This is a genomic window from Streptomyces sp. NPDC049970, assembly GCF_040660235.1.
In the GTDB taxonomy this organism is placed as follows: Bacteria; Actinomycetota; Actinomycetes; order Streptomycetales; family Streptomycetaceae; genus Streptomyces.
Genome location: NZ_JBFALP010000007.1, coordinates 37806 through 59590, shown reverse-complemented (window position 1 = coordinate 59590; position 21785 = coordinate 37806). Strand labels below are relative to the sequence as shown.

Sequence of the window (21785 nt, the reverse complement as noted above, 5' to 3'; positions counted from 1 at the left end):
GCCCGGCCGCGGAGAATCGTGGCATGGCCATCTTTCCGCAGACCAAGACAGGGGTGTCCGCGCCCCGTACCGCCGCTCCCCGGCTCCCCTCCCTGCGGTACCTCGGCCCCAACTGGTACGCGACGGTCATGGGCACCGCCGTCGTCGCGACCGCGGGCGTCGCGCTGCCCGTGGACGTGCCGGGGCTGCGGGCCGTCTGCGTCGTCGTGTGGGCGCTGTCGGCCGCTCTGCTCGTGGTCCTGCTGGCGGCGCGCACCGGGCACTGGCTCCTGCACCGGGACCAGGCCAGGGCACATCTGCTCGATCCCGCCGTCGCCCCCTTCCACGGCTGCACGTCCATGGCGCTGCTCGCGGTCGGCGCGGGCACGCTGGTGGCCGGGCGGGACGTCATCGGGCACAGGGCAGCGGTCGCCGTGGACGCGCTGCTGTTCACCGCGGGCACCTGTGCGGCCCTGGCCGCCGCGGTGGCGATCCCCTACCTGATGGTCGTACGCCACCGCCCTGAGCCGGGGAGCGCGTCGCCGGTGTGGTTGCTCCCGCTGGTGGCCCCGATGGTCTCGGCCGCGGTCGGTCCTCTGCTGGTGCCCGAGCTGCCACCGGGCCAGTGGCGTGAGACGCTGCTGCTGGCCTGCTACGGCATGTTCGGGCTGTCTCTGCTGGCCACCCTGGTGGTCCTTCCCCTGGTCTTCGCGCGGCTGGTGCACCGGGGCCCGCTGCCGCTCGCGCTGACGCCGACGCTCTTCCTGGTGCTCGGGCCGCTGGGCCAGTCCACCACCGCGGTCAACCAGCTGGCCGACGTGGCACAGGGCGCGATCGGGCCGCGGTACGCCTCGGCCTTCGGCGCGTTCGCCGTGCTCTACGGGGTTCCGGTGATGGGCTTCGCGCTGTTCTGGCTGGCACTGTCCGGGGCGATGGTGGTGCGCGCGGCGCGGCGGGGCATGCGGTTCACGATGACGTGGTGGGGCTTCACCTTCCCGGTCGGCACGTGCGTCACGGGCGCGGCGGGGCTGGCCCGGCACACCGGGTTGACCGCCTTCACCTGGCTGGCCGTGGCTCTCTACGCGCTGCTGGTGACGGCCTGGGCGGTCGCCGGCGTACGGACCCTGGGCGGGCTGTTCAGCGGAACGCTGCTCGCAGCGCCACGGCCGCTTCGGCCAGTGACGGCCCGTACCACGTGAGGTGACGCCCGTCGACGAGCACGGCGGGCAGTCCGGGAAAGGCTTCGGGCCCGTCGGCGGCGGTGAAGCGGTAGGGCTCGTCGGGCAGGACGACCAGTTCGGCCTCCGAGGCGTTCAGCTCGGCCAGGGCGACCCGGGGGTAGCGCTCGTGGTGGCCGGCGTAGACGTTCCGTACCCCGAGCCGGGCCAGCAGGTCCCCGGCGAAGGTGTCGCGGCCCAGCACCATCCAGGGCCTGCGCCAGACGGGGACGACCGCGGGGCGTGGGGCGGGAGGGGACGGCAGCGCCGCCCAGGCCGCCCGGGACTCCGCCAGCCAGCGGGGTTCCGGCAGCCCGCACGCCGTGAGGACCCGCTCCAGTTCGGCGAAGGCCTGGTCGAGGGTGCGCACCTCGGTGACCAGGACGTTCAGGCCGGCGGCACGCAGGGCGGCCAGGTCTACCTCCCGGTTCTCCTCCTCGTTGGCGACGACGAGGTCGGGGCGCAGCGACACCACGGCGGCGGTGTCCGGGTTCTTCGTCCCACCGATCCGGGCGGCGGTCAGCCCGGCGGGACGGGTGCACCAGTCGGTGACACCGACGAGCAGGCCGGGGGCGGTGACGGCGACCGCCTCCGTGAGCGAAGGGACGAGGGAGACGACACGCATGGCGCTCCCCGTCAGCGCCGCGCGTCGTACGTCGCGTCGATGTGCTCGGCGACCGAGACGACCAGCAGCCGGGTGCCGGGGACGGTCGCCCGCCACCGGTGGCGGACCCCGCCGGAGAGGAAGAGGCTGTCGCCCCGGCCCAGCCGGTGGGCCTGTCCCTCGGCCTCGACCTCGACGGCACCCTCCACGACGTACATCACCTCGTCGTTGCGGTGCTGGAACTCACGCCCGAGGTCGTGCTCGCCGATGAACTCCAGCGCGCTGAGCTGGTGCCGGCCGCGCACCAGGCGCCGCACACCTTCCCCGTCGTCCGCCCGTGAGACGTCCACGGCGCGCGCCGAGTCCGCCGCGGCCTTCAACCGCTCGGTCGTGGTCTCCAGCGCGTCGGCCACCCGGTCCAGTGACCTGGGGCTGGGTCTGGCCCGTTCGTTCTCGATCTGGCTGAGGAACGGTACGGACAGACCACTGCGCCCGGCCACCACGGCCAGGGTGAGTCCGAGGGCCCTGCGGCGTCGGCGAACCGCGGCACCCACTCGAAGGGCTTCCTTGTCATCCATGTCCGGCTCCCTCCCCGGTTCGCCATCCTCCCGGTTGCCAGCACCCTACGCATGTCGTTTGCGTGATGGAGCCCAAGCAGACGGTCGGGAACCTTCGGGGACTCCCTCGGACCAGCCTGAAGGGGACGGCCCCGGTTCGCTACCGGGACCGTCCCCTTCAGGCCGTGACGGGATCGTGGATCAGCCGCTGACGGGCGCCAGCTTCGCCACCACGTCCGGATTGGCGTCCATCCAGCGACGGGCGGACTCCTTCTCCTTGCCCGCGCCGCCCTTCTGGATCTCCACCTCGAGCGAGGCAAGCTGCGCCTCGCTGAGCTTGAAGTCCTTCAGCCAGCCGGTCAGCTCCGGGAAGTCCTTGGCGAAGTCCTTCTTGGCGACGGTGTGGATCTGCTCGCCCTTGCCCCAGGCACCCTTCGGGTCCTTGAGCTTCTTCAGGTCGTGCTTGCCGTAGGCCCAGTGCGGCGACCACAGGGTCACCACGACAGGCTCCTTCTTCTTGATCGACCGGTTCAGCTCGGCCAGCATCGAGGAGGTGCTGGAGGAGACGACCTTGTACTCCCCTTCGAGGCCGTACTCCTTGAGCACCTTCTTGTTCAGGGTGCCCATCATCCCGGCGCTCGACTCGATGCCGATGATCTTGCCGTCGAACTTCTTGCCCTGGCCCTTGAGGTCCTCGAGCGAGTCGATGCCCTTGACGTACGAGGGAACCGACAGCTCCAGCGACGTCGGCCCGTACCAGGAACCGAGGTCGGTGAGGTTGTCCTTGTACCGGTCCCAGTAGTCCTTGTGCGTCGTCGGCAGCCAGGAGTCGAACTGGACGTCGAGCTGCCCCTGCGCGAGACCGGTGTAGAGCGGCCCCGGGTCGAGCTGCTTGACCGACGTCTTGTAGCCCCGGTCCTCCAGCATGTTCTGCCACAGGTAGGTGCTGGCGATGGCCTCGTCCCACGGGAAGTACCCCATGTCGACGGTCTTGCCCGCGTCCTTGCCCTGCTGCGAGCCGCCGGCGCCGCCCGGCACGGGCGCCAGCTTGTCGACGACGTCGGGGTTCTTCTTCAGCCAGCTGCGGACGCCGTCCTGCTCCTTGCCCTGGCCGGCCCCCTGGATCTCGTTCTCGAGACCGGTGAGCTGCTTCTCGCTGAGCTTGAAGTCCTTCAGCCACTTGGCGACCGCGGGCGCCTTCTTCGCGAAGCCCTTGTGGGCGACGGTGTGGATCTGCTCGCCCTTGCCCCAGGCGCCCTTCGGGTCCTTGAGCTTCTTCAGGTCGTGCTTGCCGTAGGCCCAGTGCGGCGACCACAGGGTCACCACGACAGGCTCCTTCTTCTTGATGGAGGCGTTGAGCTCGGCCAGCATCGAGGAGGTGCTGGAGGAGACGACCTTGTACTCCCCTTCGAGGCCGTACTCCTTGAGCACCTTCTTGTTCAGGGTGCCCATCATCCCGGCGCTCGACTCGATGCCGATGATCTTGCCGTCGAACTTCTTGCCCTGGCCCTTGAGGTCCTCGAGCGAGTCGATGCCCTTGACGTACGAGGGAACCGACAGCTCCAGCGACGTCGGCCCGTACCAGGAGCCGAGGTCGTCCAGCTGGTCGCTGTACTTGTCCCAGTAGTCCTTGTGCGTGGTCGGCAGCCAGGAGTCCGTCTGGAAGTCGATGTCGCCGCGGGCGACACCGGAGTAGAGCGGTCCCGCGTCGAGCTGGGTGATCCCGGCCTCGTAACCGCGCTGCTCCAGGATCTCCTTCCAGAGGAAGGTGGAGGCGATACCCTCGTCCCAGGGGATGTAGCCCAGGTTGATCTTCTGGCCGTCGCCGACGTCGGCGCTGCCGGCCTGCGCGGTCTTCGAGTCGTCGGAGCCGGCGATGTTGAGGCCGCCCGCGACGAGCGCGAGCACGACGACACCGGTCATCGCGACGGCGGTTCCCGGCTTGTAGTGCGCGAACTTCAGGCGCCGCGCACCGGCGGCGACCTTGGCGGCCGCGCGGCGGCCGAGCGGCGAGACGCGCTCGTTGAGCGCGCCGGTCATCCGGTCCAGGTACATGGCGAGGATGACGACGGCGATACCGCTCTCGGCGGCGAGGCCGACCTGGAGCTGGGTGATCGCGGCGTACACCTTCTCGCCGAGGCCGCCGGCGCCGGCCATGCCGCCGATGACGACCATCGACAGCGCCAGCATGATGACCTGGTTGATTCCGGCCATGATCGTCGGCAGGGCGAGCGGGAGCTGCACCCGGGTGAGGGTGTGCTTGGGCGAGGTGCCGAACGCCGCGGCGGCCTCGACGAGCTCGCCGTCGACCTGGCGGATGCCGAGCTCGGTCATACGGACGCCGGGCGGCATCGCGAAGACGATCGTGGCGATGACACCGGGGGTGACGCCGACACCGAAGAACATGACGCCGGGGATCAGGTAGACGAAGGCGGGCATCGTCTGCATGACGTCGAGGACCGGCCGCAGCGCGGCGCTGACCCTGTTGTTGCGCGCGGCCCAGATGCCGGTGGGCACCGCGATCACGATCGTGATGACGGCGGCAACGACGACCAGCGAGAGGGTCGCCATCGCCTCGTCCCAGAGGGCGAGGGAGTCGATGAGCGCGAATCCGGCGAAGGTGAGCACGGCGGGGAACACGCCGCGCAGCCAGAAGGCGATGACGGCGAAGATGCCGGCCATCAGGAGCGGTTCGCCGCCGCCGAGCACGGCGTTGACACCGTCGTACATCCCGCCGAGCACGGTCTTGATCGCGTCGAAGATCCAGGTGAGGTTCGACTGCAGCCAGTCGACCGCGTCCTCGACCCACGCACCGAAGGAGAGCCTAGGCACCGGCGATCACCTTCTTGTCCTCGCTGCGGGCAGCCGGCACCTGGGTGTCGACCTTGGGTTCCTCGCCGAGCGCGGCGAGGAGCCGCTCACGCGGGACGACGCCGATGACGCCGCCCTCCGCGTCGGTGACGGCGACGTCGGCACCGCTGGTGGAGCAGGGGGCGAAGAGCTCCGCGACGGGAGTCTCCGAGGTGACCGTCGCGGGCGCCTCGGCCAGCAGGTCCGCGTGGGAGCGGCCCGCGGCGGGCGCCTGCATGATCGAGCCGGCGGTGAGCACCCGGGAGCGGTCCACGTCCTGGATGAACGACGCCACGTAGTCGTCGGACGGCCGGACGAGGATGTCCTCGGCGGTGCCCTGCTGGACTATCTCGCCGTCCCGCATCACCGCGATGCGGTCACCGAGGCGCATGGCCTCGTTGAGGTCGTGGGTGATGAAGACGATGGTCTTCTTCAGCCGCTTCTGCAGTTCCAGGAGCTGGTCCTGCATGTCCCGGCGGATCAGCGGGTCGAGCGCACTGAAGGACTCGTCCATCAGCAGCAGGTCGGCGTCGGTGGCGAGCGCGCGGGCCAGGCCCACGCGCTGCTGCATACCGCCGGAGAGCTCGTCCGGCCAGGACTTCTCCCAGCCGCCGAGCCCGGTCATCTGCAGGGCCTCGGCGGCCCGCGACTCACGCTCGGCGCGCGGGACGCCCTGCACCTCCAGGCCGTAGGCGGCGTTCTCGAGGACGCTCCTGTGGGGGAAGAGCGCGAAGTGCTGGAAGACCATGCTGATCTTCTTGGAACGGACACCGCGCAGTTCACGGGGGCTCAGGGCGGTCAGGTCCTGTCCGTCGAAGAGCACGCGTCCGGACGTCGGCTCCAACAGCCCGTTCAGCATCCGCAGCAGTGTGGACTTGCCGGATCCGGAGAGTCCCATGACGACGAAGATGTGGCCCGGTTCCACGGTGAACGATGCGTCGATCACCGCTGCGGTCGTTCCGTCGGCGCGCAACTCGTCGCGGTGGGTGCCGCTCTCGAGCTTCTGCACGGCTTGATCGGGTCGTCTGCCGAACACCTTGTACAAGTGTTCGGCTTGCAGCCTTGACACATACACCTCACGCGTTGAACCGAAAACGGTCTGCCACCCCCTTCGACAGACCGTGGAGCGGTGCGGATTCGGTCCGCAGAGCACGTACATCCGTAGAGAAATGGACGTGGTCCGCTCCGATGCCGCGCCTGCCCCCACTTACGCGAACCAAACACATGTGTGACCCAGGCCACTCGAACGTGTCCGGAATGCGGGAACCGCGCGCCTGCCGACCGCGGCCGTGTCAGTGGGGTGCGGCATCATCGGGGTGTGACGCGACGCCTGATGCTCCTCGACACCGCCTCCCTGTACTTCCGCGCCTACTTCGGCGTCCCGGACTCGGTGCGCGCACCGGACGGGACACCGGTGAACGCCGTGCGCGGACTGCTCGACTTCATCGCCCGGCTCGTCCAGGACCACCGGCCGGACGAGCTCGTCGCCTGCATGGACGCCGACTGGCGCCCGCAGTGGCGGGTCGACCTGATCCCGACCTACAAGGCGCACCGGGTGGCCGTCGAGACCACCGGGGGCGTGCCCGACGAGGAGGAGGTCCCCGACACCCTCTCCCCCCAGGTCCCGGTGATCGAGGCCGTGCTGGACGCGCTCGGCATCGCCCGGGTGGGGGTCGCCGGGTACGAGGCCGACGACGTGATCGGCACGCTGGCCGGGCGGGCCACCGGGCCCGTGGACATCGTGACCGGGGACCGCGACCTCTACCAGCTGGTCGACGACGCCCGCGGGGTCCGGGTCCTCTACCCGCTGAAGGGCGTGGGGACGCTCCAGGTGACCGACGAGGACTGGCTGCGCGGCAGGTACGGCGTGGACGGCCCCGGGTACGTCGACCTGGCCCTGCTGCGCGGCGATCCGAGCGACGGCCTGCCCGGCGTCCCCGGGATCGGCGAGAAGACCGCGGCGAAGCTGCTGGACGCCTTCGGCGACCTGGCCGGGATCATGGCGGCGGTGGACGACCCGGCCGCCCGGCTGACCCCGTCCCAGCGCAAGCGTCTCGACGAGGCCCGGGACTACGTCGCGGTGGCCCCGAAGGTGGTCCGGGTCGCCGGAGACGTGCCCCTGCCGGTGTTCGACGCCGCACTCCCCCGCGAACCGCTCGACCCCGCCGCCCTGGAGGATCTCGCGACGCGCTGGGGCCTGGGGGGCTCGTTGCAGCGACTCCTGCTGACGCTCCAGCCGTGAGGGTGCTAGCTTAGGTAAGCCTAAGTACCCAGGACCTCGTATATGTGCGGACGCAGGGAGAACCTCGTGGCAGAGCGGCCGGAACGCCGGACACCCAAGGCGCAGGGGGCGCAGGTGCTGCGCACCGAGCAGATCACCCCGCACATGGTGCGTGTGGTCCTCGGAGGTGAGGGCCTGGCCGATTTCGCCCTCGCGGGCTTCACCGACCACTACATCAAGCTGTGCTTCGCGCCCGAGGGCGCGGACTACGCCCACCCCTTCGACATGGCCGCGATCCGCGACGCGTACCCGCGCGAGCTGTGGCCGACCACCCGGACGTACACGGTGCGCTCCTGGGACCCGGTCGCCCGTGAGATGGCCGTCGACTTCGTGGTGCACGGCGACGAGGGCCTCGCCGGCCCCTGGGCCGCACGGGCGCGCCCCGGTGACCAGGTGACCTTCCTGGGCCCCGGCGGCGGTTACGCCCCGGAGGCCTCGGCGGACTGGCACCTGCTGGTGGGCGACGAGAGCGCGCTGCCCGCGATCGCCGCGGCGCTGGAGCGGATGCCGGCGGGCGCGCTGGTCCACGCCTTCGTGGAGGTGCCCGACCCTTCGGAGGAGCAGAAGCTGGAGGCGCCCGAAGGCGTCTCGCTGACCTGGCTGCACCGTGGCGCGCGCCCGGTCGGCGAGGGCCTGGTCGCCGCCGTGCGAGGGCTGGACTTCCCCGAGGGCGCGGTGCAGGCCTTCGTCCACGGGGAGGCGGGCTTCGTGAAGGAGATCCGGCGCCACCTGCGCCTGGAGCGCGGTGTCCCGCTCGGGCAGCTGTCGATCTCGGGCTACTGGCGCCTCGGCCAGAACGACGACGCGTGGCGCGCGGTCAAGCGCGAATGGAACGAGCAGGTGGAGCGCGAGCAGGAGAGCGCCGCTTAGCGCCGCCGCACCCCGGTCCACGTGAGCCCGGTCGCCGTCTCCCGACGGCGACCGGGCTCCGCGTTTTTCCGCGGGAGCCCGGCGGAGCGTGACGGGACACGGTCGCCATCCTCCGTACGAGCGGAGCGGAGCATCACGCTGACGCGTACGTGTTCGAGGGCAGGGCGTGCGAGGATATCGGGTCGCCCACCAATCCGCATGGCCGTCGGCTCCGAACCACCTGGGAAACCGATGCGTGCTCCGGGAGGAACCTCCGCGTGAAAGAAGCCGTACACATCAGCGGGATCCCCTCAGCGGGGCCCGACCTTCAGGAGCTGCTCGTCCAGGTCGCCCGGGGCGACCAGGACGCCTTCACCCGGGTGTACGACCAGGTCAGTGGGCCGGTTCTCGGCCTGGTACGGAGTGTGCTCCGTGATCCGGCCCAGTCGGAGGAGGTGGCGCAGGAAGTGCTCGTCGAGGTCTGGCGCACCGCGCCCCGCTTCCAGCCGTCCCGCGGAAGCGCGATGAACTGGGTGCTGACGCTCGCGCACCACCGGGCCGTCGACCGGGTCCGTTCCGCCGAGGCCACGTCAGCGCGTGAGCACAAGGCTGCGCTGCTCGACCGCACGCCGGAGTTCGACGAGGTGTCCGAGCAGGTCGAGACCCGGCTGGAGCGGGAACAGGTGCGGCGCTGTCTGCGCACGCTCTCGGAGCTCCAGCGGCAGTCCGTGACGCTGGCGTACTACCAGGGGCTCACCTACCGCGAGGTGGGCGAACTGCTGTCCGTACCACTGGGAACGATCAAGACACGACTGCGCGACGGACTGATCCGGCTGCGCGACTGCCTGGGGGTGAACGCATGAGCACCGCCGAGTTGCACACGCTGACCGGGGCCTATGCCCTGCACGCGCTGCCGGACGACGAGCGGGTCGCGTTCGAACGGCATCTGGGGGCCTGCGAGGCCTGCAGCCAGGAGGTACGGGAGCTGACCGCCACCGCCGCCCGGCTCGGGCTCGCGGTGTCCACCGTCCCGTCGCCCGCACTGCGCAGCCGGGTACTGAGGGAGATCACGACCGTACGGCAGGAGGCGCCGTCCCACGCGCGGGGTTCCCGCTCCGCGTCCGCCACCGGCCGGGCCGGACGCTGGTCGACGTACGCGCTGGCCGCGTGTGTCGCCGCCGCCGCGGCGTTCGGCGGGGTGGCCGTGTGGCAGAACAACGTCGCGCAGGACGCCCGGCAGGAGGCGGACCTGGCCCAACGGCACAACGAGCAGGTGGCGCAGGTGCTGACCGCACCGGACGCCACGACGAGCGCCTCGGACCTGGCGGACGGGGCACGGGGCACGGTGGTGGTCTCGGAGAGCGTGAACCGCGCGGTGTTCCTGGCCTCGGACATGGCGCAGCCGCCCGGCGGCAAGGTGTACCAGCTCTGGTTCAACGACGGGGGCGCGATGCGCTCCGCCGGTCTGATGAACCCGTCGACCACCGACGAGACGGTGCTGCTGGACGGCCCCGTGGACCACGCGTCCGGCATGGGCATCACCGTGGAACCGGCGGGCGGTTCCGAGCAGCCGACCTCGCAGCCGCTGGCCCTGATGGAGTTCCGGGACGCCTGAGCCGTTCCGTACAAGGGTCTGCCCCCGGCCTCGACTCGAGGCCGGGGGCAGACCCTTTTCCCGTTGGTCCGGCGTCCGCCGACTCAGCGCCGGCGGAGCGTGCCGGGTGGCAGGGGGAAGAAGCCGCTGGTGCGTGCGAGGTACTCCGCGTATCCGGGCCGTCCTTCCATGTGCCGCTCCAGCAGCGCCTTGCCGCTGCCCTTGGTCAGCAGAAGGCTCATCACGACGGGCGAGACGAGTGTCGCGGCCGCCACCGCGGGGTCGGCGCACACGACGAGGAAGAGCCCCCACCAGACGCAGAAGTCCCCGAAGTAGTTGGGGTGCCGGGTCCAGGACCACAGCCCCCGGTCCATGATCCGCCCCTTGTTCGCCGGATCGCGCTTGAACCGGGCCAGCTGGGCGTCGCCCACCGCCTCGAAGGCGAGTCCCACCGCCCACAGCGCGGCACCGGCCCAGGCCCACCCGTCGAGCGGCCCCGGCAGGTAGTAACCGGCCTGCACCGGCAGGGAGATGAGCCAGACCAGCCCGCCCTGCAACAGGTACACCTTGCGCAGGGCGTACAGGTCGGGATTGCCCGGAGCCTTGGCCAGCATGGCCTCGTAGCGAGGATCCTCACCGTGGCCCCGGCCCCGCCTGCCGATGTGCACCGCGAGCCGCACGCCCCAGACGGCCGTCAGCACCGTCACCAGGAGCCGCCGGGCGTCGTCCCCGTCGCCGGCCGACATGGCGTACGAGGCGAGGGCCACGGCCGTGAAGCCCAGGCCCCACGCCACGTCGACGATCCGGTGCATCCGCTTGCGCAGGGCGATCAGGAACGTCACGAGCATGACCGCTAGGGCGGCACCCGCCGACGCGGCCAGGTTCGCGGCCCACGCCGACCAGGCGAAGCCGTTCACAGGCCGGAACCGTGGCGCTGCCCGGCGACCACCGGTTCGGCCGGGGTGTGGACGGCAGGCTCGGCCCCCGCGCCGAGTCCCGCGTACCAGCCGTGCCGGGTGGCGGGCATGCCCGCCGATCCGTCCGCGTCCGGCCGCACGGACAGGATCTGGTCGACCCCCATGCGCCGCTCCTCGAACGCCAGAGCACCGCCCACCAGGTAGAGCCGCCAGACGCGGGCGGTCTCCTCACCGACCAGTGCGACGAACTCGGGCCAGCGCTCCTCCAGGGTCCGGTGCCAAGCCTCGACGGTCAGCACGTAGTGCTCACGCATCGATTCCACGTCACGGACCTCCAGCCCGGCCCCTTCGAGGAGGCCGACCGTCTCGCCGAGCGGGCGCATGTGCATGTCCGGCGCGATGTACGACTCGATGAAGGCACCGCCGCCCGGGGCGGTGGTGCCCCGGGACATCTGCTGGACCAGGGCACGCCCCTGCGGCCGGAGCACCGAGTGGAGCAGCGCGGTGAAGGCCGGGTACTCGGCGTCCCCGACGTGCTCCCCCATCTCGACGGTGGACACCGCGTCGTACCCGCCCCGGAAGCCGGGGATGCCCGCGACGTCGCGGTAGTCGCAGTTGTGCACCTCGACGAGGTCCTGCAGCCCGCGCTCCTCGACCTGTGCGCGTACGTACGCCGCCTGCTCCTTGGCCAGGGTGACGGCCGTGACGCGGACCCCGTGCATGCCGGCCGCGTGGAGCGTCAGGGAACCCCAGCCGCAGCCGATGTCGAGGAGGCGCGCACCGGACCGAAGCCCGAGCTTGCGGCAGATCAGCTCCAGCTTGTCGCGCTGGGCGTCGGCCGGTGCGTAGTCCGGGCCGGTGCCGGTCCAGTAGCCGCACGAGTACGCCATGGTCTCGTCCAGCAGCAGGGAGTAGAAGGCGTTGGACAGGTCGTAGTGGTGGCTGATGGCGGCCCGGTCGCGGGCCTTGCTGTGCAGCGCGCCGCTGAGTCCGGCCCGGGCCGCGGGTACCGGCGGGCGGGGGCCGACCGCACCGAGGCGCAGCGCTGTGCGGGCCGCCTTGAGGCGGTCGGCCATGCGGGGCCGGGGCAGCCGCATGCCCTGCTCCCGGGACGCGCGGCGCATCGCGCGCAGTCCCTCCGCGAGGTCGTCGGCGATGTCGATGTCACCGGTGATGTAGGCCTCGGCGAGGCCGAGTTCCCCCGGCTGCCACAGAAGCCGGCGCAGCGCCCGGCGGGAACGGACGTGCACCGTGGGGGCGTCCTCGGGACCGGTCTCGCTACCGTCCCACATCCTGATCCTGACCGGCGGAGGACCGCCGAGGAACTGCTCGATGACCGGCGCGATCCGCTGCGCGGCGCCGGTTCCCGGGGTTTCGGTAAAGGTGTTCACGCGGTGTCCTCATGAGTCAGGAGAATCTGCTGCACATCGAGATAACCGGACCGGAAACCGGCCTCGGAGTAAGCGAGGTAGAAGGTCCACATACGCCGGAAGGTCGCGTCGAAGCCGAGTGCGTCGACCTGCGCGGCCCGCTCCTCGAAGCGTTCACGCCACAGCCGCAGGGTCTCGGCGTAGTGCATGCCGTAGGTGCTGCGCTGCCTCATCCGCAGGCCGGTGTGCGCGGTGGTGACGCGCTCGACGGCCTCGGTGGAGGGGAGGAACCCGCCCGGGAAGATGTACTTCTGGATCCAGGTGTAGGTGCTGCGGCTGGCGAGCATCCGGTCGTCCGGCATGGTGATCGCCTGGAGCGCGATCCGGCCGCCGGGGGCGAGGCAGCGCTCCAGGGTGCGGAAGTAGACGGGCCAGAACTCCACGCCGACGGCCTCGATCATCTCCACGCTGACGACCGCGTCGTACTGCCCGGTGACGTCCCGGTAGTCGCAGAGCCGCACGTCGACCCGGTCGTCGAGGCCGGCCTCCCGGATCCGGGCCCGGGCCAGCTCCTGCTGTTCCCGCGAGAGGGTGAGGCTCGTGACGCGGGCGCCCCGCGCGGCGGCACTGAGGGCGAGTTCGCCCCAGCCGGTGCCGATCTCCAGCAGTTCGGTGCCGTGGCCCACGCAGGCGAGATCGAGCAGCCGGTCGATCTTGCGGTGCTGGGCGGCGGGCAGCAGCTCGTGCTCCGCCGGGAACCCGCGGAAGACGGCGGAGGAGTACGTCAGCGTGTCGTCGAGGAACAGCGCGAAGAGCTCGTTCGACAGGTCGTAGTGGTGGCTGATGTTGTCGCGCGAGCCCTCGGGGGTGTTGGCCTGCGCGGCCGGCTGCCGCAGGGCCCACAGGCTCCGCAGCTTCTGCAGCGGCGCGGGCACGATCTCGGCGGCGTTCCCGGCGAGGACGGTCAGGACGCCGACGAGGTCGGGCGAGTCCCATTCACCGGCCATGTACGACTCGCCGAAGCCGACGAGCCCGCCCGCTCCGATCCGCCGGAAGAACGCGTCGGGACGGCGGATCTCCATGAGCGGTCCGCCCAGCCCGATGCTGTCGCGGCCGGCGAGCCGGGCGCGCAGCGGGAGCCGGGAGAAGGCATGCCGCACGAGCCGTTCGGCGATGGCGGTCCTCACCCCCGACGCCCGTGGCTGGGCGGCGACGTCGGGCCATCGGTCCGGATCCACGCCTGTGTGCGGGGTCGTGACGGCCCGGGTCTGGGCCGGGATCGTGCCGCTGCGGACGGGAACCACGGGCGAGGTGGCGGGGGAGCTGGGCGGGGTGGGAGAGGTGGGCACCTTCACTGCATGCCTTCCTGGGTGCGATGACGGGGACGTGGCTGCACGGGCAGCCTGCGGAGGAACAGCCGGATGCCGTGCAGCCGGATGGCGACGGATACGACCAGCGTGGAGAAGGGGTGGCGCAGGAACAGCCGGAGCAACTGGGCGGGGGTGCCGGGGCGCCTGGTGCCCAGCACGGTCGCCGTGAACGGGCGTGCGTCCTCACGCTCCAGGTGGACCGTGAGGCTCAGCCTCAGGTCCGGCTCGGGCAGCCTCATCCGGTAGTGGCCGTCCACCGGGAAGAACGGCGACACGTAGAAGTCCTTGGCGGTCACCGCCCGGTCGGCGGCGTCCGGGTCCAACAGGTAGCAGTGGCGTTCGCCGTAGGTGTTGTGGACCTCGGCGACCACGCAGAGCGGGGTGCCGTCGGGGCGGTGGCACCAGTACACGGTGAGCGGGTTGAAGACGTGGCCGAACACCCGGGCCTGCGTGAGCATGGTGACGCTGCCGTCGCCGAGGTCCACGCCACGCGCCCGGAGGAATCGTTCGAGCCCGGCCCGGACGGTGGGCGCCGTGCCGCCGAAGTGGTCGCGGGCGTCGAAGCCGGCCAGCGGGCGGAGCAGGGCGGGCAGCCGCGGCGGGCGGTCCGGGTCGATGAGCCACAGATAGGTGCGGTGCCGCAGGCCGTACTTGCGGGGGGCGGTCCGTACATGGGTGATCGTGCAGGGGTAGAGGGCGCTGCTCACCACTCCACTCCCAGCGCGGCGGCGGCCTCGACCCCGGAGCGGCAGCCGTCCTCGTGGAACCCCCAGCCGTGGTAGGCCCCCGCGTAGGCGGTGACCGGGCCCGAGAGCGCGGGCAGCCTGGCCTGGGCGGCGACCGATTCGGGCGTGAAGACGGGGTGTTCGTAGACCATGCGGGCCTGTACGAGGCCCGGGTCGACCCGGTCCGCGCCGTTCAGCGTGACGACGTACCGCTCGGGCGCGTCCAGCCGCTGGAGGCGGTTCATGTCGTAGCTGACGGTGACCCGGTCGGCGTCGGCCGCGCAGGACGGCATCAGGTAGTTCCAGGAGGCTGCCGCACCCCGGCTGCGCGGCAGCAGGCTGGTGTCGGTGTGCAGCAGTGTGGGGTTGTGGGAGTAGCGGAACGCCCCGAGGGTCGCCCGCTCCTCGTCGCTGGGGTCAGCGAGCAGCCGGAGTGCCTGGTCGGGGTGGGTCGCCACGACCACCGCGTCGAAGTCCTCGGTCGTCCCGTCCTCGGTGACGACCTCCACGCCGTCGCTGTGCCGGCGGATCGTCCTGACCCCGGTGGCGGTCCGCACGGAGTGCACCTGCTTGGCGATGCGGTCGACGTACTCGCGTGATCCGCCGGTGACGGTCCGCCAGACCGGCGAGTCGCCGATCGAGAGCATCCCGTGGTGCTCCAGGAACCGGAAGAGGTAGCGGGCCGGGTAGCGCATCGCGGTCACCGGGTCGCAGGACCAGACCGCGGAGACCATGGGTGTCAGGAAGTGCGCGCAGAAGTAGGGGGAGAACCGTCCGCGGGCCGCGAACTCGCCCAGGGTCATGATCCCGGTGCCCTCGGGCATGGCGAGCAGTGCCCTGGCCGCCCGGTGGAACCGCAGGACCTCGGTCAGCATCCTCAGGTAGGGGCCCCGGACCACGGATCCGGGGCGGGCGAACAGGCCCGCGGCGCCCTTGGCGCCCGCGTACTCGAGCCCGCACCCCTCGCAGCGCACGGACATGCTCATCTCCGACTCCTGCGTGGCCACTTCGAGTTCGTCGAAGAGCCGCAGGAGGTTCGGGTACGTCCGGCGGTTGTGCACGATGAACCCCGAGTCGACGCGGTGTGTCCGGCCGTCCGAGGAGGTCAGGTCGTGGGTGTGCGCGTGACCCCCCACACGCTGGTCCGCCTCGAGGAGTGTCACGTCGTGCGCCCTCCCCAGGACGTGCGCGGCGGTCAGTCCCGCCACCCCGCTACCCACTACGGCTGTGCGCCGCCGCTCCCGTGTCATTCGGGTTCCTTCCGGTGTTGCATGCCTGGCCGGGGCACTGCTGGAGTGCCCCTCAGAGGTCATTCGTGGCAGCGGCCGCCGCGGATTGGCCGATGATCGGACTTCCTTCGATCGAGTGAACGACCAATCCGCCGGGCGATCGGCGCCGAACCCCTGGTGTGAGAACAGACCGAGACGATTCGCAGAAGCAAGGGGCCCCGTGGTCCCGGGGATCCCGCTGGGCACGCGCCGCGTTCGCCGCGCTCAGCGGTCTGATCGCCGGGTTCACCGCCCTGTGCGTCGCCGAACTGGTCGCGGCCGCCGTCCGTCCCGAGGCCGGTCCGGTCACGGCAGTGGGCGGTGCCGTCATCGACCGCACTCCCCCGGCCGTAAAGGACTTCGCCGTACGGAACTTCGGCACCGACGACAAGCTGGTGCTGCAGCTCGGGATCCTCGTACTCCTGGCGCTCTTCGCCATGGCGGTCGGGGTCCTCGCGCTGAGGCACCGGTGGATCGGCGCTGCGGCCGTACTGGTCTTCGGCGTGGTCGGGGCAGTGTCCGCCGCCGGACGGCCGGAAGGCCGGCCGGGGGACGTACTGCCTTCGGTCGTGGGCGCGCTGGTGGCCGCAGGAGTGCTGTACTTCCTGGCCGGACGGCTGGCCCCGGTCACCGTCCCGTCTCCCGCGGCTGGGGAGACGGACGGCGGGGACCAGGGCACCTTCGACCGCCGTGGATTCGTCATCGCGGCGACCGCCGCCGCGGCGGCCTCGGCCGGTGCGGGCCTCCTGGGCCGACGGCTCCAGGCGTCCCAACTGGCCGGGGTCTCCGCCTCGCGCGGTGACATCGTCCTCCCGTCGCCGGCCTCGGCCGCTCCCGCGATACCCGGCGGAGCGGATCTGGACATCCGGGGTCTGAGCTCCTTCACCACCCCGAACAAGGACTTCTACCGGGTGGACACCGCTCTGGTGGTCCCGCGCGTCGACGCCGACAAGTGGCGGCTGCGGATCCACGGCAAGGGAGTGGCGCGGCCCGTCACGCTCGACTTCCAGGACCTCCTGGGACGCGAGCTCGTCGAGCGCGACATCACGCTGACCTGCGTGTCCAACCAGGTGGGCGGTCCTTACGTGGGCACTGCCAGGTGGATCGGCGTACGACTGGCCGATCTGCTGCGCGAGGCCGGGGTGAAGCCCCCGTCCAAGGGCGGGCGCGCGGACCAGATCGTCGCGCGTTCCGTGGACGGGATGACGATCGGCACTCCGGTCGAGGAGGTCATGGACGGCCGCGACGCACTGCTCGCGGTCGGTATGAACGGCGAACCGCTGCCGTTCGACCACGGCTTCCCGGTCCGGATGGTCGTCCCCGGCCTGTACGGCTACGTATCGGCGTGCAAGTGGATCCAGGACATCGAACTCACGACGTTCGACGCGTACGACGCCTACTGGGTCAAGCGCGACTGGTCCCGCGAGGCTCCGATCAAGACCCAGTCACGGATCGACACGCCCCGCCCCTTCGCCGCTCCGCGAGCGGGGACGGTGCCGGTGGCCGGTGTCGCCTGGGCCCAGCACCGGGGAATCGCCCGGGTCGAGGTCCGGGTCGACGGCGGCGAGTGGCACACCGCGCGACTCGGCGCGGAGGCCGGCCGTGACACCTGGCGCCAGTGGGTGTGGGAGTGGCCGGCGAAGGCCGGTCACCACACCCTCGAGGTACGGGCGACGGACCGTACCGGCGCCACACAGACCGACAAGCGGGTCGGCACCGTACCCGACGGTGCGACCGGGTGGCACTCGGTGGTGGTCGACGTGACCTGAATCCCCGAACCGGCCGCCCGCCCCATTCCTTCCCTTCCCTCTGTTGAACAACGATCCATCCAGGAGAACACCATGAACAACCGTCACCTTCGTCGCATCGCCCTCACCGTCTCCGCCGCGGCCATGCTGCCGCTCGCGCTGACCGCCTGCTCCAGCGACTCCGACAAGTCGACCGACTCCGGTGCGGACAAGGCCGCGTCGAGCGCGCCGGCCAAGGAGACCGAGAGCGCCGCGACCATGGACGAGCCGTTCGGCCCGGGCTGTGCCTCGGTCCCGGCCGAGGGTGCGGGCTCGTTCGCGGGCATGGCCCAGGACCCGGTCGCCACGGCCGCGTCGAACAACAAGGACCTGTCCACGCTGGTCGCCGCAGTCAAGCAGGCCGGTCTCGTCGACACCCTGAACAGCGCCGAGAACATCACGGTGTTCGCGCCCACCAACGACGCCTTCGCCAAGATCCCGAAGGCCGACCTGGACAAGCTGCTCGCCGACAAGGCCGCCCTCACCAAGGTGCTCACCGCGCACGTCGTCGGCGAGAAGCTGACGCCGAAGCAGCTGGAGAAGGGCTCGTTCGACACCCTGGCCAAGACCAAGCTGACGACCGCCGGTTCGGGCGAGGACTACACCGTGAACGACTCCTCCAAGGTCGTCTGCGGCAACGTCCCGACCTCCAACGCCACGGTCTACATCGTCGACACCGTCCTGATGCCGGCCAGCTGAACCCGCGACCCGTCAGCACGCTGACGGGATGACGCCGACGAGCCCCGAGGGCCACGCTCCGCGACCACTCCCTGGTCACGGAAGCGCGGACCTCGGGGCTCGTGCCGTGGGGCCGGGGGCCGGCGCGGCGGTGGGCGGCGCCGGAGTGGCCGGCGGGGCGGCTCGACGTAATCGCAGGAAGCAGCCACCCGGAAAACTACACATAAGGGACAGGTAAGAGCACACTTGTCAGGAGAGCGAAGGACCGCGTGCCTGACCGCGGTCGCTCCAGCAAGTGCGAAGGAGACCATCCTCATGAGTAACCTCTCACACACCGGAAGGGGTACCGGGCGCGATACCGGGCGGGCGGACACCACCGGCCGGGACATCTCGGGGCACCCCGACGCCGACGAGATGCGAGCGCGCCACGACCGCGTGATGAGCGGCGGACGCTCCACCGCCATGGCGGACGCACCCGTGTTCCTGCTCGGTCTGTACTGCGCCGTCTCGCCGTGGGTGCTTCACTTCACCGCGAGCCAGCCCTCCCTGGTGACCCACAACCTCGTCATCGGCATCGCGATAGCCGTACTGGCACTCTGCTTCACCGCCATGCCCGAGCGGATGACCGGCATGAGCCTGGCCATCTGCGCGCTGGGCGCCTGGCTCATCGTGTCGACGTGGATCGTGGGCTCGAGCCCGGACATGGGCGTGATCCTCAACAACGTCATCGTCGGCGGACTGGCGGTCGTGCTGGGGGCGGTCTGCGCGGGAGTCGCCGTGAAGAACAAGAAAACCTGAGAGGGGAGCACACACGAGTGGCCACAGGCGACTGTCATCCGCCTGCGGCCACCCCGCCGTGCCGGTCCTCCGTCAGCCCACGGAGCTGTACGCCACCACTCCCCGCAGTACCGCGTCGACGGCCTTGTGCGCGTTCTTGGCCACCGAACCGCCGTCCCGGGGCGCCGCGGCCGCGACCTGACCGAGTACGTCGATGACCTGCTTGCACCACCGCACGAAGTCGCCCGCCGGCATCCCCGCTTCCCGGAGCACCTCGTCCAGGGTGCGGCCGGAGGCCCACATGTAGACCGACCAGGCGAAGCCGAGGTCGGGCTCGCGCTGGCCGACCCCTTCCGTCTGGCTGATCTTGAAGTCCTCCTCCAGGGCGTCGAGCCGCCCCCAGATACGGACCATCTCGCCCATCGCGACCTTCGCGGGACCGGAGGGCAGCTTCGGTGCGACCGCGTCGTCCGCCTGGCGCGCCTCGTAGACCAACGCCGATACGCAGGCGGCGAGTTCGGCGGGGTTCAGACCCTCCCAGACACCCTCCCGCAGACATTCGCTGGCGAGCAGGTCGAGTTCGCCGTAGAGCCGGGCCAGCCGGCGGCCATTGTCGGTGACCTCGTTGCCGCGCAGGTAGTCCAGTTCGGTGAGGAGCGCGACGATGCGGTCGAAGGTCCGGGCGATGGTGTTCGTCCGGCCCTCGATACGGTTCTCCAGCTGCCGCGTGTCGCGCTGCAGCCGGTGGTACCGCTCCGCCCAGCGGGCGTGGTCCTCACGCTCGTCGCACCCGTGGCAGGGGTGGGCCCTCAGCTCGGTGCGCAGCCGGGCGATCTCGCGGTCGTCGGCCGCGGCGGCCCGCTGCTTGCGGTGCCGTCCCGGGTCGAGGTGCCCGGCCTTGCTCCGCAGCGCGGAGGCCAGGTCACGGCGGGACTGCGGGGAGCGCGGGTTGAAGGACTTGGGCACCCGCATCCGCTCCAGCGCCTCGACCGGCACCGGGAAGTCGATGTGGGCCAGCCGCTTGACCTGCCGCTCGGCGGTCAGCACCAGGGGACGCGGCCCGTCGTGGTACTCCAGCCCGCGATGCCCGTTGGTCCGCCCCGCGGGCAGCCCCGGATCCAGCACCAGAGCGAGGCCGGCGAACTTGCCGGTGGGCACGTGGATGACGTCACCGGGCTTCAGCTTCTCCAGCGACGAGGCAGCCGCCACCCTGCGCTGGGCCGCCCCCTGCTTCGCGAGGTCCGTCTCCCGGTCCTTGAGGTCGCGGCGCAGCCGCGCGTACTCCTCGAAGTCCCCGAGGTGGCAGGTCATCCCCTCCTTGTAGCCGGTCAGACCCTCCTCGTTGCGCTGGACCTGCCGGGAGATCCCGACCACGGAACGGTCCGCCTGGAACTGCGCGAAGGAGGTCTCCAGCAACTCGCGCGAGCGGTGCCGCCCGAACTGCTGCACAAGGTTGACGGCCATGTTGTACGAGGGCCGGAAGCTGGAGCGCAGCGGATACGTACGCGTGCCCGCGAGTCCGGCGAGGGCTCCGGGGTCCATGCCCCGCTGCCACAGCACTACCGCGTGGCCCTCGACGTCGATGCCGCGACGCCCGGCACGCCCGGTCAGCTGCGTGTACTCGCCCGGGGTGATGTCGGCGTGCTGCTCGCCGTTCCACTTCACCAGCTTCTCGAGCACCACCGAGCGCGCGGGCATGTTGATGCCGAGCGCCAGGGTCTCGGTGGCGAAGACCGCCTTGACCAGGCCCCGGACGAAGAGCTCCTCCACGACCTCCTTGAAGGTCGGGAGCATCCCGGCGTGGTGCGCCGCGATGCCGCGCTCCAGGCCCTCCAACCACTCGTAGTAACCGAGGACATGGAGGTCCTCGGGAGGGATGGACGCGGTCCGCTCCTCCACGATCTCCCGCACGAGATGCCGCTTGCCGTCGTCGTTCAGCCGGAGTCCGGCTTGCAGGCACTGCTGGACCGCGGCCTCGCAGCCGGCCCGGCTGAAGATGAAGGTGATGGCGGGCAGCAGCCCCTCGGCGTCGAGCCGGTCGATGACCTCGGGCCTGGCCGGCGTCCAGATGCGGCTGCGCTGACGGCGCTCGCGCTCTCGGTCGGCCTCGCGCACCATCTTGCCGCGCCGTCGCTCACGCGGGTTGTACCCGCGCTGGTTCTCCATGCGGGCGAGCCTGACGAGATCCGGACTGACCTCGCGCCGGCCGGTGCCCCGGCCGCCGTGGTCGGACTCCTCCTCGAAGAGGTCGTACATCCGGCGCCCGGCCATGACGTGCTGCCACAGCGGCACGGGGCGGTGCTCGGAGACGATCACCTGCGTGTCACCGCGGACGGTGTCCAGCCAGTCGCCGAACTCCTCGGCGTTGGACACGGTCGCCGACAGGGAGACCAGGGTGACGGACTCCGGCAGATGGATGATCACCTCCTCCCACACGGCGCCGCGGAAGCGGTCGGAGAGGTAGTGCACCTCGTCCATGACCACGTAGCCGAGGCCGGTGAGGGACTGGGAGCCCGCGTACAGCATGTTGCGCAGGACCTCGGTGGTCATGACCACCACGGGTGCGTCCGAGTTCACGCTGTTGTCGCCGGTCAGCAGACCGACCTTGTCCGCGCCGTAGCGCCGCACGAGGTCGGTGAACTTCTGGTTGGACAGGGCCTTGATGGGGGTGGTGTAGAAGCACTTGCGGCCCTGCAGCAGGGCGAGGTGGACGGCGAACTCGCCGACGATCGTCTTGCCCGACCCGGTGGGGGCCGCGACCAGCACCCCGCTGCCCGCCTCCAGGGCCTGACAGGCCTCGATCTGGAACGGGTCCAGGCCGAATTCGTACATCTCGCGGAAGGGCCCGAGGGCCGTCGCCTGCTCGGCGGCACGCACCCGGGAGGCCTGGTATCGCTCAGCTGGTGAGAGGTCCTCTGTCATCTTGATACGAGCCTACCCGCCTCGTACGACAGTCAGCCCG

18 protein-coding genes are annotated in these 21785 nt (G+C 71.0%); 8 read left to right on the top strand and 10 right to left on the bottom strand.

The window, feature by feature from the left end; genetic code table 11:
* Positions 1-23: 23 nt before the first annotated feature.
* Positions 24-1178 (top strand): TDT family transporter, encoded by a 1155-nt coding sequence (locus AB0I83_RS15325; protein WP_363304898.1) that lies wholly within the window; start codon positions 24-26, stop codon positions 1176-1178.
* On the opposite strand, the gene AB0I83_RS15320 is transcribed toward AB0I83_RS15325, so the two are convergent.
* The 4 genes from AB0I83_RS15320 to AB0I83_RS15305 form a co-directional block, all read right to left on the bottom strand.
* Entirely contained in the window at positions 1117-1821 is a 705-nt protein-coding gene (locus AB0I83_RS15320; protein WP_363304897.1) for a helical backbone metal receptor, read from the bottom strand. The genes AB0I83_RS15325 and AB0I83_RS15320 overlap by 62 nt on opposite strands.
* An 11-nt stretch (positions 1822-1832) precedes the next feature.
* Entirely contained in the window at positions 1833-2378 is a 546-nt protein-coding gene (locus tag AB0I83_RS15315) for a helix-turn-helix domain-containing protein (RefSeq protein ID WP_356536381.1), read from the bottom strand.
* A gap of 180 nt (positions 2379-2558) precedes the next feature.
* A complete protein-coding gene (locus AB0I83_RS15310; RefSeq protein WP_356536380.1) occupies positions 2559-5189 on the bottom strand; it encodes an ABC transporter permease/substrate binding protein in 2631 nt (876 codons plus the stop codon).
* Positions 5182-6276, bottom strand: a complete 1095-nt coding sequence (locus AB0I83_RS15305; RefSeq protein ID WP_356536379.1) for a glycine betaine/L-proline ABC transporter ATP-binding protein — start codon at positions 6274-6276, stop codon at positions 5182-5184. Before AB0I83_RS15305 ends, AB0I83_RS15310 begins: the two co-directional genes overlap by 8 nt.
* A gap of 264 nt (positions 6277-6540) precedes the next feature.
* Here AB0I83_RS15305 and AB0I83_RS15300 point away from each other — a divergent pair, with 264 nt between their 5' ends.
* The 4 genes from AB0I83_RS15300 to AB0I83_RS15285 all read left to right on the top strand — a co-directional run bounded on the left by AB0I83_RS15300 (position 6541) and on the right by AB0I83_RS15285 (position 9952).
* The gene (locus tag AB0I83_RS15300) at positions 6541-7449 is read left to right on the top strand and encodes a 5'-3' exonuclease (RefSeq protein WP_363305042.1); all 909 of its coding nucleotides are present in this window, start codon (positions 6541-6543) and stop codon (positions 7447-7449) included.
* 66 nt (positions 7450-7515) lie between these two features.
* A complete protein-coding gene (locus AB0I83_RS15295; RefSeq protein ID WP_363304896.1) occupies positions 7516-8358 on the top strand; it encodes a siderophore-interacting protein in 843 nt (280 codons plus the stop codon).
* A gap of 257 nt (positions 8359-8615) precedes the next feature.
* The gene (locus AB0I83_RS15290; RefSeq protein ID WP_363304895.1) at positions 8616-9200 is read left to right on the top strand and encodes a sigma-70 family RNA polymerase sigma factor; all 585 of its coding nucleotides are present in this window, start codon (positions 8616-8618) and stop codon (positions 9198-9200) included.
* Complete coding sequence (locus tag AB0I83_RS15285; RefSeq protein WP_356536376.1) at positions 9197-9952, top strand: anti-sigma factor; 756 nt, start codon at positions 9197-9199, stop codon at positions 9950-9952. The genes AB0I83_RS15290 and AB0I83_RS15285 overlap by 4 nt, the downstream gene beginning before the upstream one ends.
* Positions 9953-10035: 83 nt before the next feature.
* Here the strand turns inward: AB0I83_RS15285 and AB0I83_RS15280 are convergent, their stop codons facing one another.
* The 5 genes from AB0I83_RS15280 to AB0I83_RS15260 form a co-directional block, all read right to left on the bottom strand.
* Positions 10036-10848, bottom strand: a complete 813-nt coding sequence (locus tag AB0I83_RS15280; RefSeq protein WP_363304894.1) for a DUF1295 domain-containing protein — start codon at positions 10846-10848, stop codon at positions 10036-10038.
* Positions 10845-12239, bottom strand: coding sequence for a cyclopropane-fatty-acyl-phospholipid synthase family protein (locus tag AB0I83_RS15275; protein ID WP_363304893.1), 1395 nt, complete (start codon positions 12237-12239; stop codon positions 10845-10847). The genes AB0I83_RS15280 and AB0I83_RS15275 overlap by 4 nt, the downstream gene beginning before the upstream one ends.
* Positions 12236-13498, bottom strand: a complete 1263-nt coding sequence (locus tag AB0I83_RS15270; RefSeq protein WP_363305041.1) for a cyclopropane-fatty-acyl-phospholipid synthase family protein — start codon at positions 13496-13498, stop codon at positions 12236-12238. The genes AB0I83_RS15275 and AB0I83_RS15270 overlap by 4 nt, the downstream gene beginning before the upstream one ends.
* A gap of 71 nt (positions 13499-13569) precedes the next feature.
* Positions 13570-14295: a DUF1365 domain-containing protein gene (locus AB0I83_RS15265; RefSeq protein WP_356536373.1), complete on the bottom strand. Its 726-nt coding sequence runs from the start codon at positions 14293-14295 to the stop codon at positions 13570-13572.
* Positions 14292-15563 (bottom strand): FAD-dependent oxidoreductase, encoded by a 1272-nt coding sequence (locus AB0I83_RS15260; RefSeq protein WP_363304892.1) that lies wholly within the window; start codon positions 15561-15563, stop codon positions 14292-14294. Before AB0I83_RS15260 ends, AB0I83_RS15265 begins: the two co-directional genes overlap by 4 nt.
* 251 nt (positions 15564-15814) lie before the next feature.
* Between AB0I83_RS15260 and AB0I83_RS15255 the strand changes: the two genes are divergently transcribed.
* From AB0I83_RS15255 to AB0I83_RS15245, 3 genes are all read left to right on the top strand, one after another.
* Complete coding sequence (locus AB0I83_RS15255; protein WP_356536396.1) at positions 15815-17350, top strand: molybdopterin-dependent oxidoreductase; 1536 nt, start codon at positions 15815-15817, stop codon at positions 17348-17350.
* Between the two features lie 72 nt (positions 17351-17422).
* Positions 17423-18067 carry a fasciclin domain-containing protein gene (locus AB0I83_RS15250; protein WP_356536371.1) on the top strand — a complete coding sequence of 215 codons (645 nt, stop codon included), beginning with the start codon at positions 17423-17425 and terminating at the stop codon, positions 18065-18067.
* Positions 18068-18460: 393 nt separating this feature from the next.
* Positions 18461-18844, top strand: coding sequence for an SPW repeat protein (locus AB0I83_RS15245; protein ID WP_356536395.1), 384 nt, complete (start codon positions 18461-18463; stop codon positions 18842-18844).
* Between the two features lie 72 nt (positions 18845-18916).
* Here AB0I83_RS15245 and AB0I83_RS15240 read toward each other — a convergent pair whose 3' ends face one another.
* Complete coding sequence (locus AB0I83_RS15240; protein WP_356843536.1) at positions 18917-21745, bottom strand: DEAD/DEAH box helicase; 2829 nt, start codon at positions 21743-21745, stop codon at positions 18917-18919.
* Positions 21746-21785: the final 40 nt, after the last annotated feature.

Bases quoted from the DNA above. Each gene is read 5' to 3' on its own strand.
- AB0I83_RS15300 (WP_363305042.1), top strand. From the start codon at position 6,541: ATGCTCCTCGACACCGCCTCCCTGTACTTCCGCGCCTACTTCGGCGTC.
- AB0I83_RS15285 (WP_356536376.1), top strand. From the start codon at position 9,197: ATGAGCACCGCCGAGTTGCACACGCTGACCGGGGCCTATGCCCTGCAC.
- AB0I83_RS15325 (WP_363304898.1), top strand. From the start codon at position 24: ATGGCCATCTTTCCGCAGACCAAGACAGGGGTGTCCGCGCCCCGTACC.
- AB0I83_RS15260 (WP_363304892.1), bottom strand. From the start codon at position 15,563: ATGACACGGGAGCGGCGGCGCACAGCCGTAGTGGGTAGCGGGGTGGCG.
- AB0I83_RS15315 (WP_356536381.1), bottom strand. From the start codon at position 2,378: ATGGATGACAAGGAAGCCCTTCGAGTGGGTGCCGCGGTTCGCCGACGC.
- AB0I83_RS15320 (WP_363304897.1), bottom strand. From the start codon at position 1,821: ATGCGTGTCGTCTCCCTCGTCCCTTCGCTCACGGAGGCGGTCGCCGTC.
- AB0I83_RS15240 (WP_356843536.1), bottom strand. From the start codon at position 21,745: ATGACAGAGGACCTCTCACCAGCTGAGCGATACCAGGCCTCCCGGGTG.
- AB0I83_RS15245 (WP_356536395.1), top strand. From the start codon at position 18,461: ATGCGAGCGCGCCACGACCGCGTGATGAGCGGCGGACGCTCCACCGCC.
- AB0I83_RS15250 (WP_356536371.1), top strand. From the start codon at position 17,423: ATGAACAACCGTCACCTTCGTCGCATCGCCCTCACCGTCTCCGCCGCG.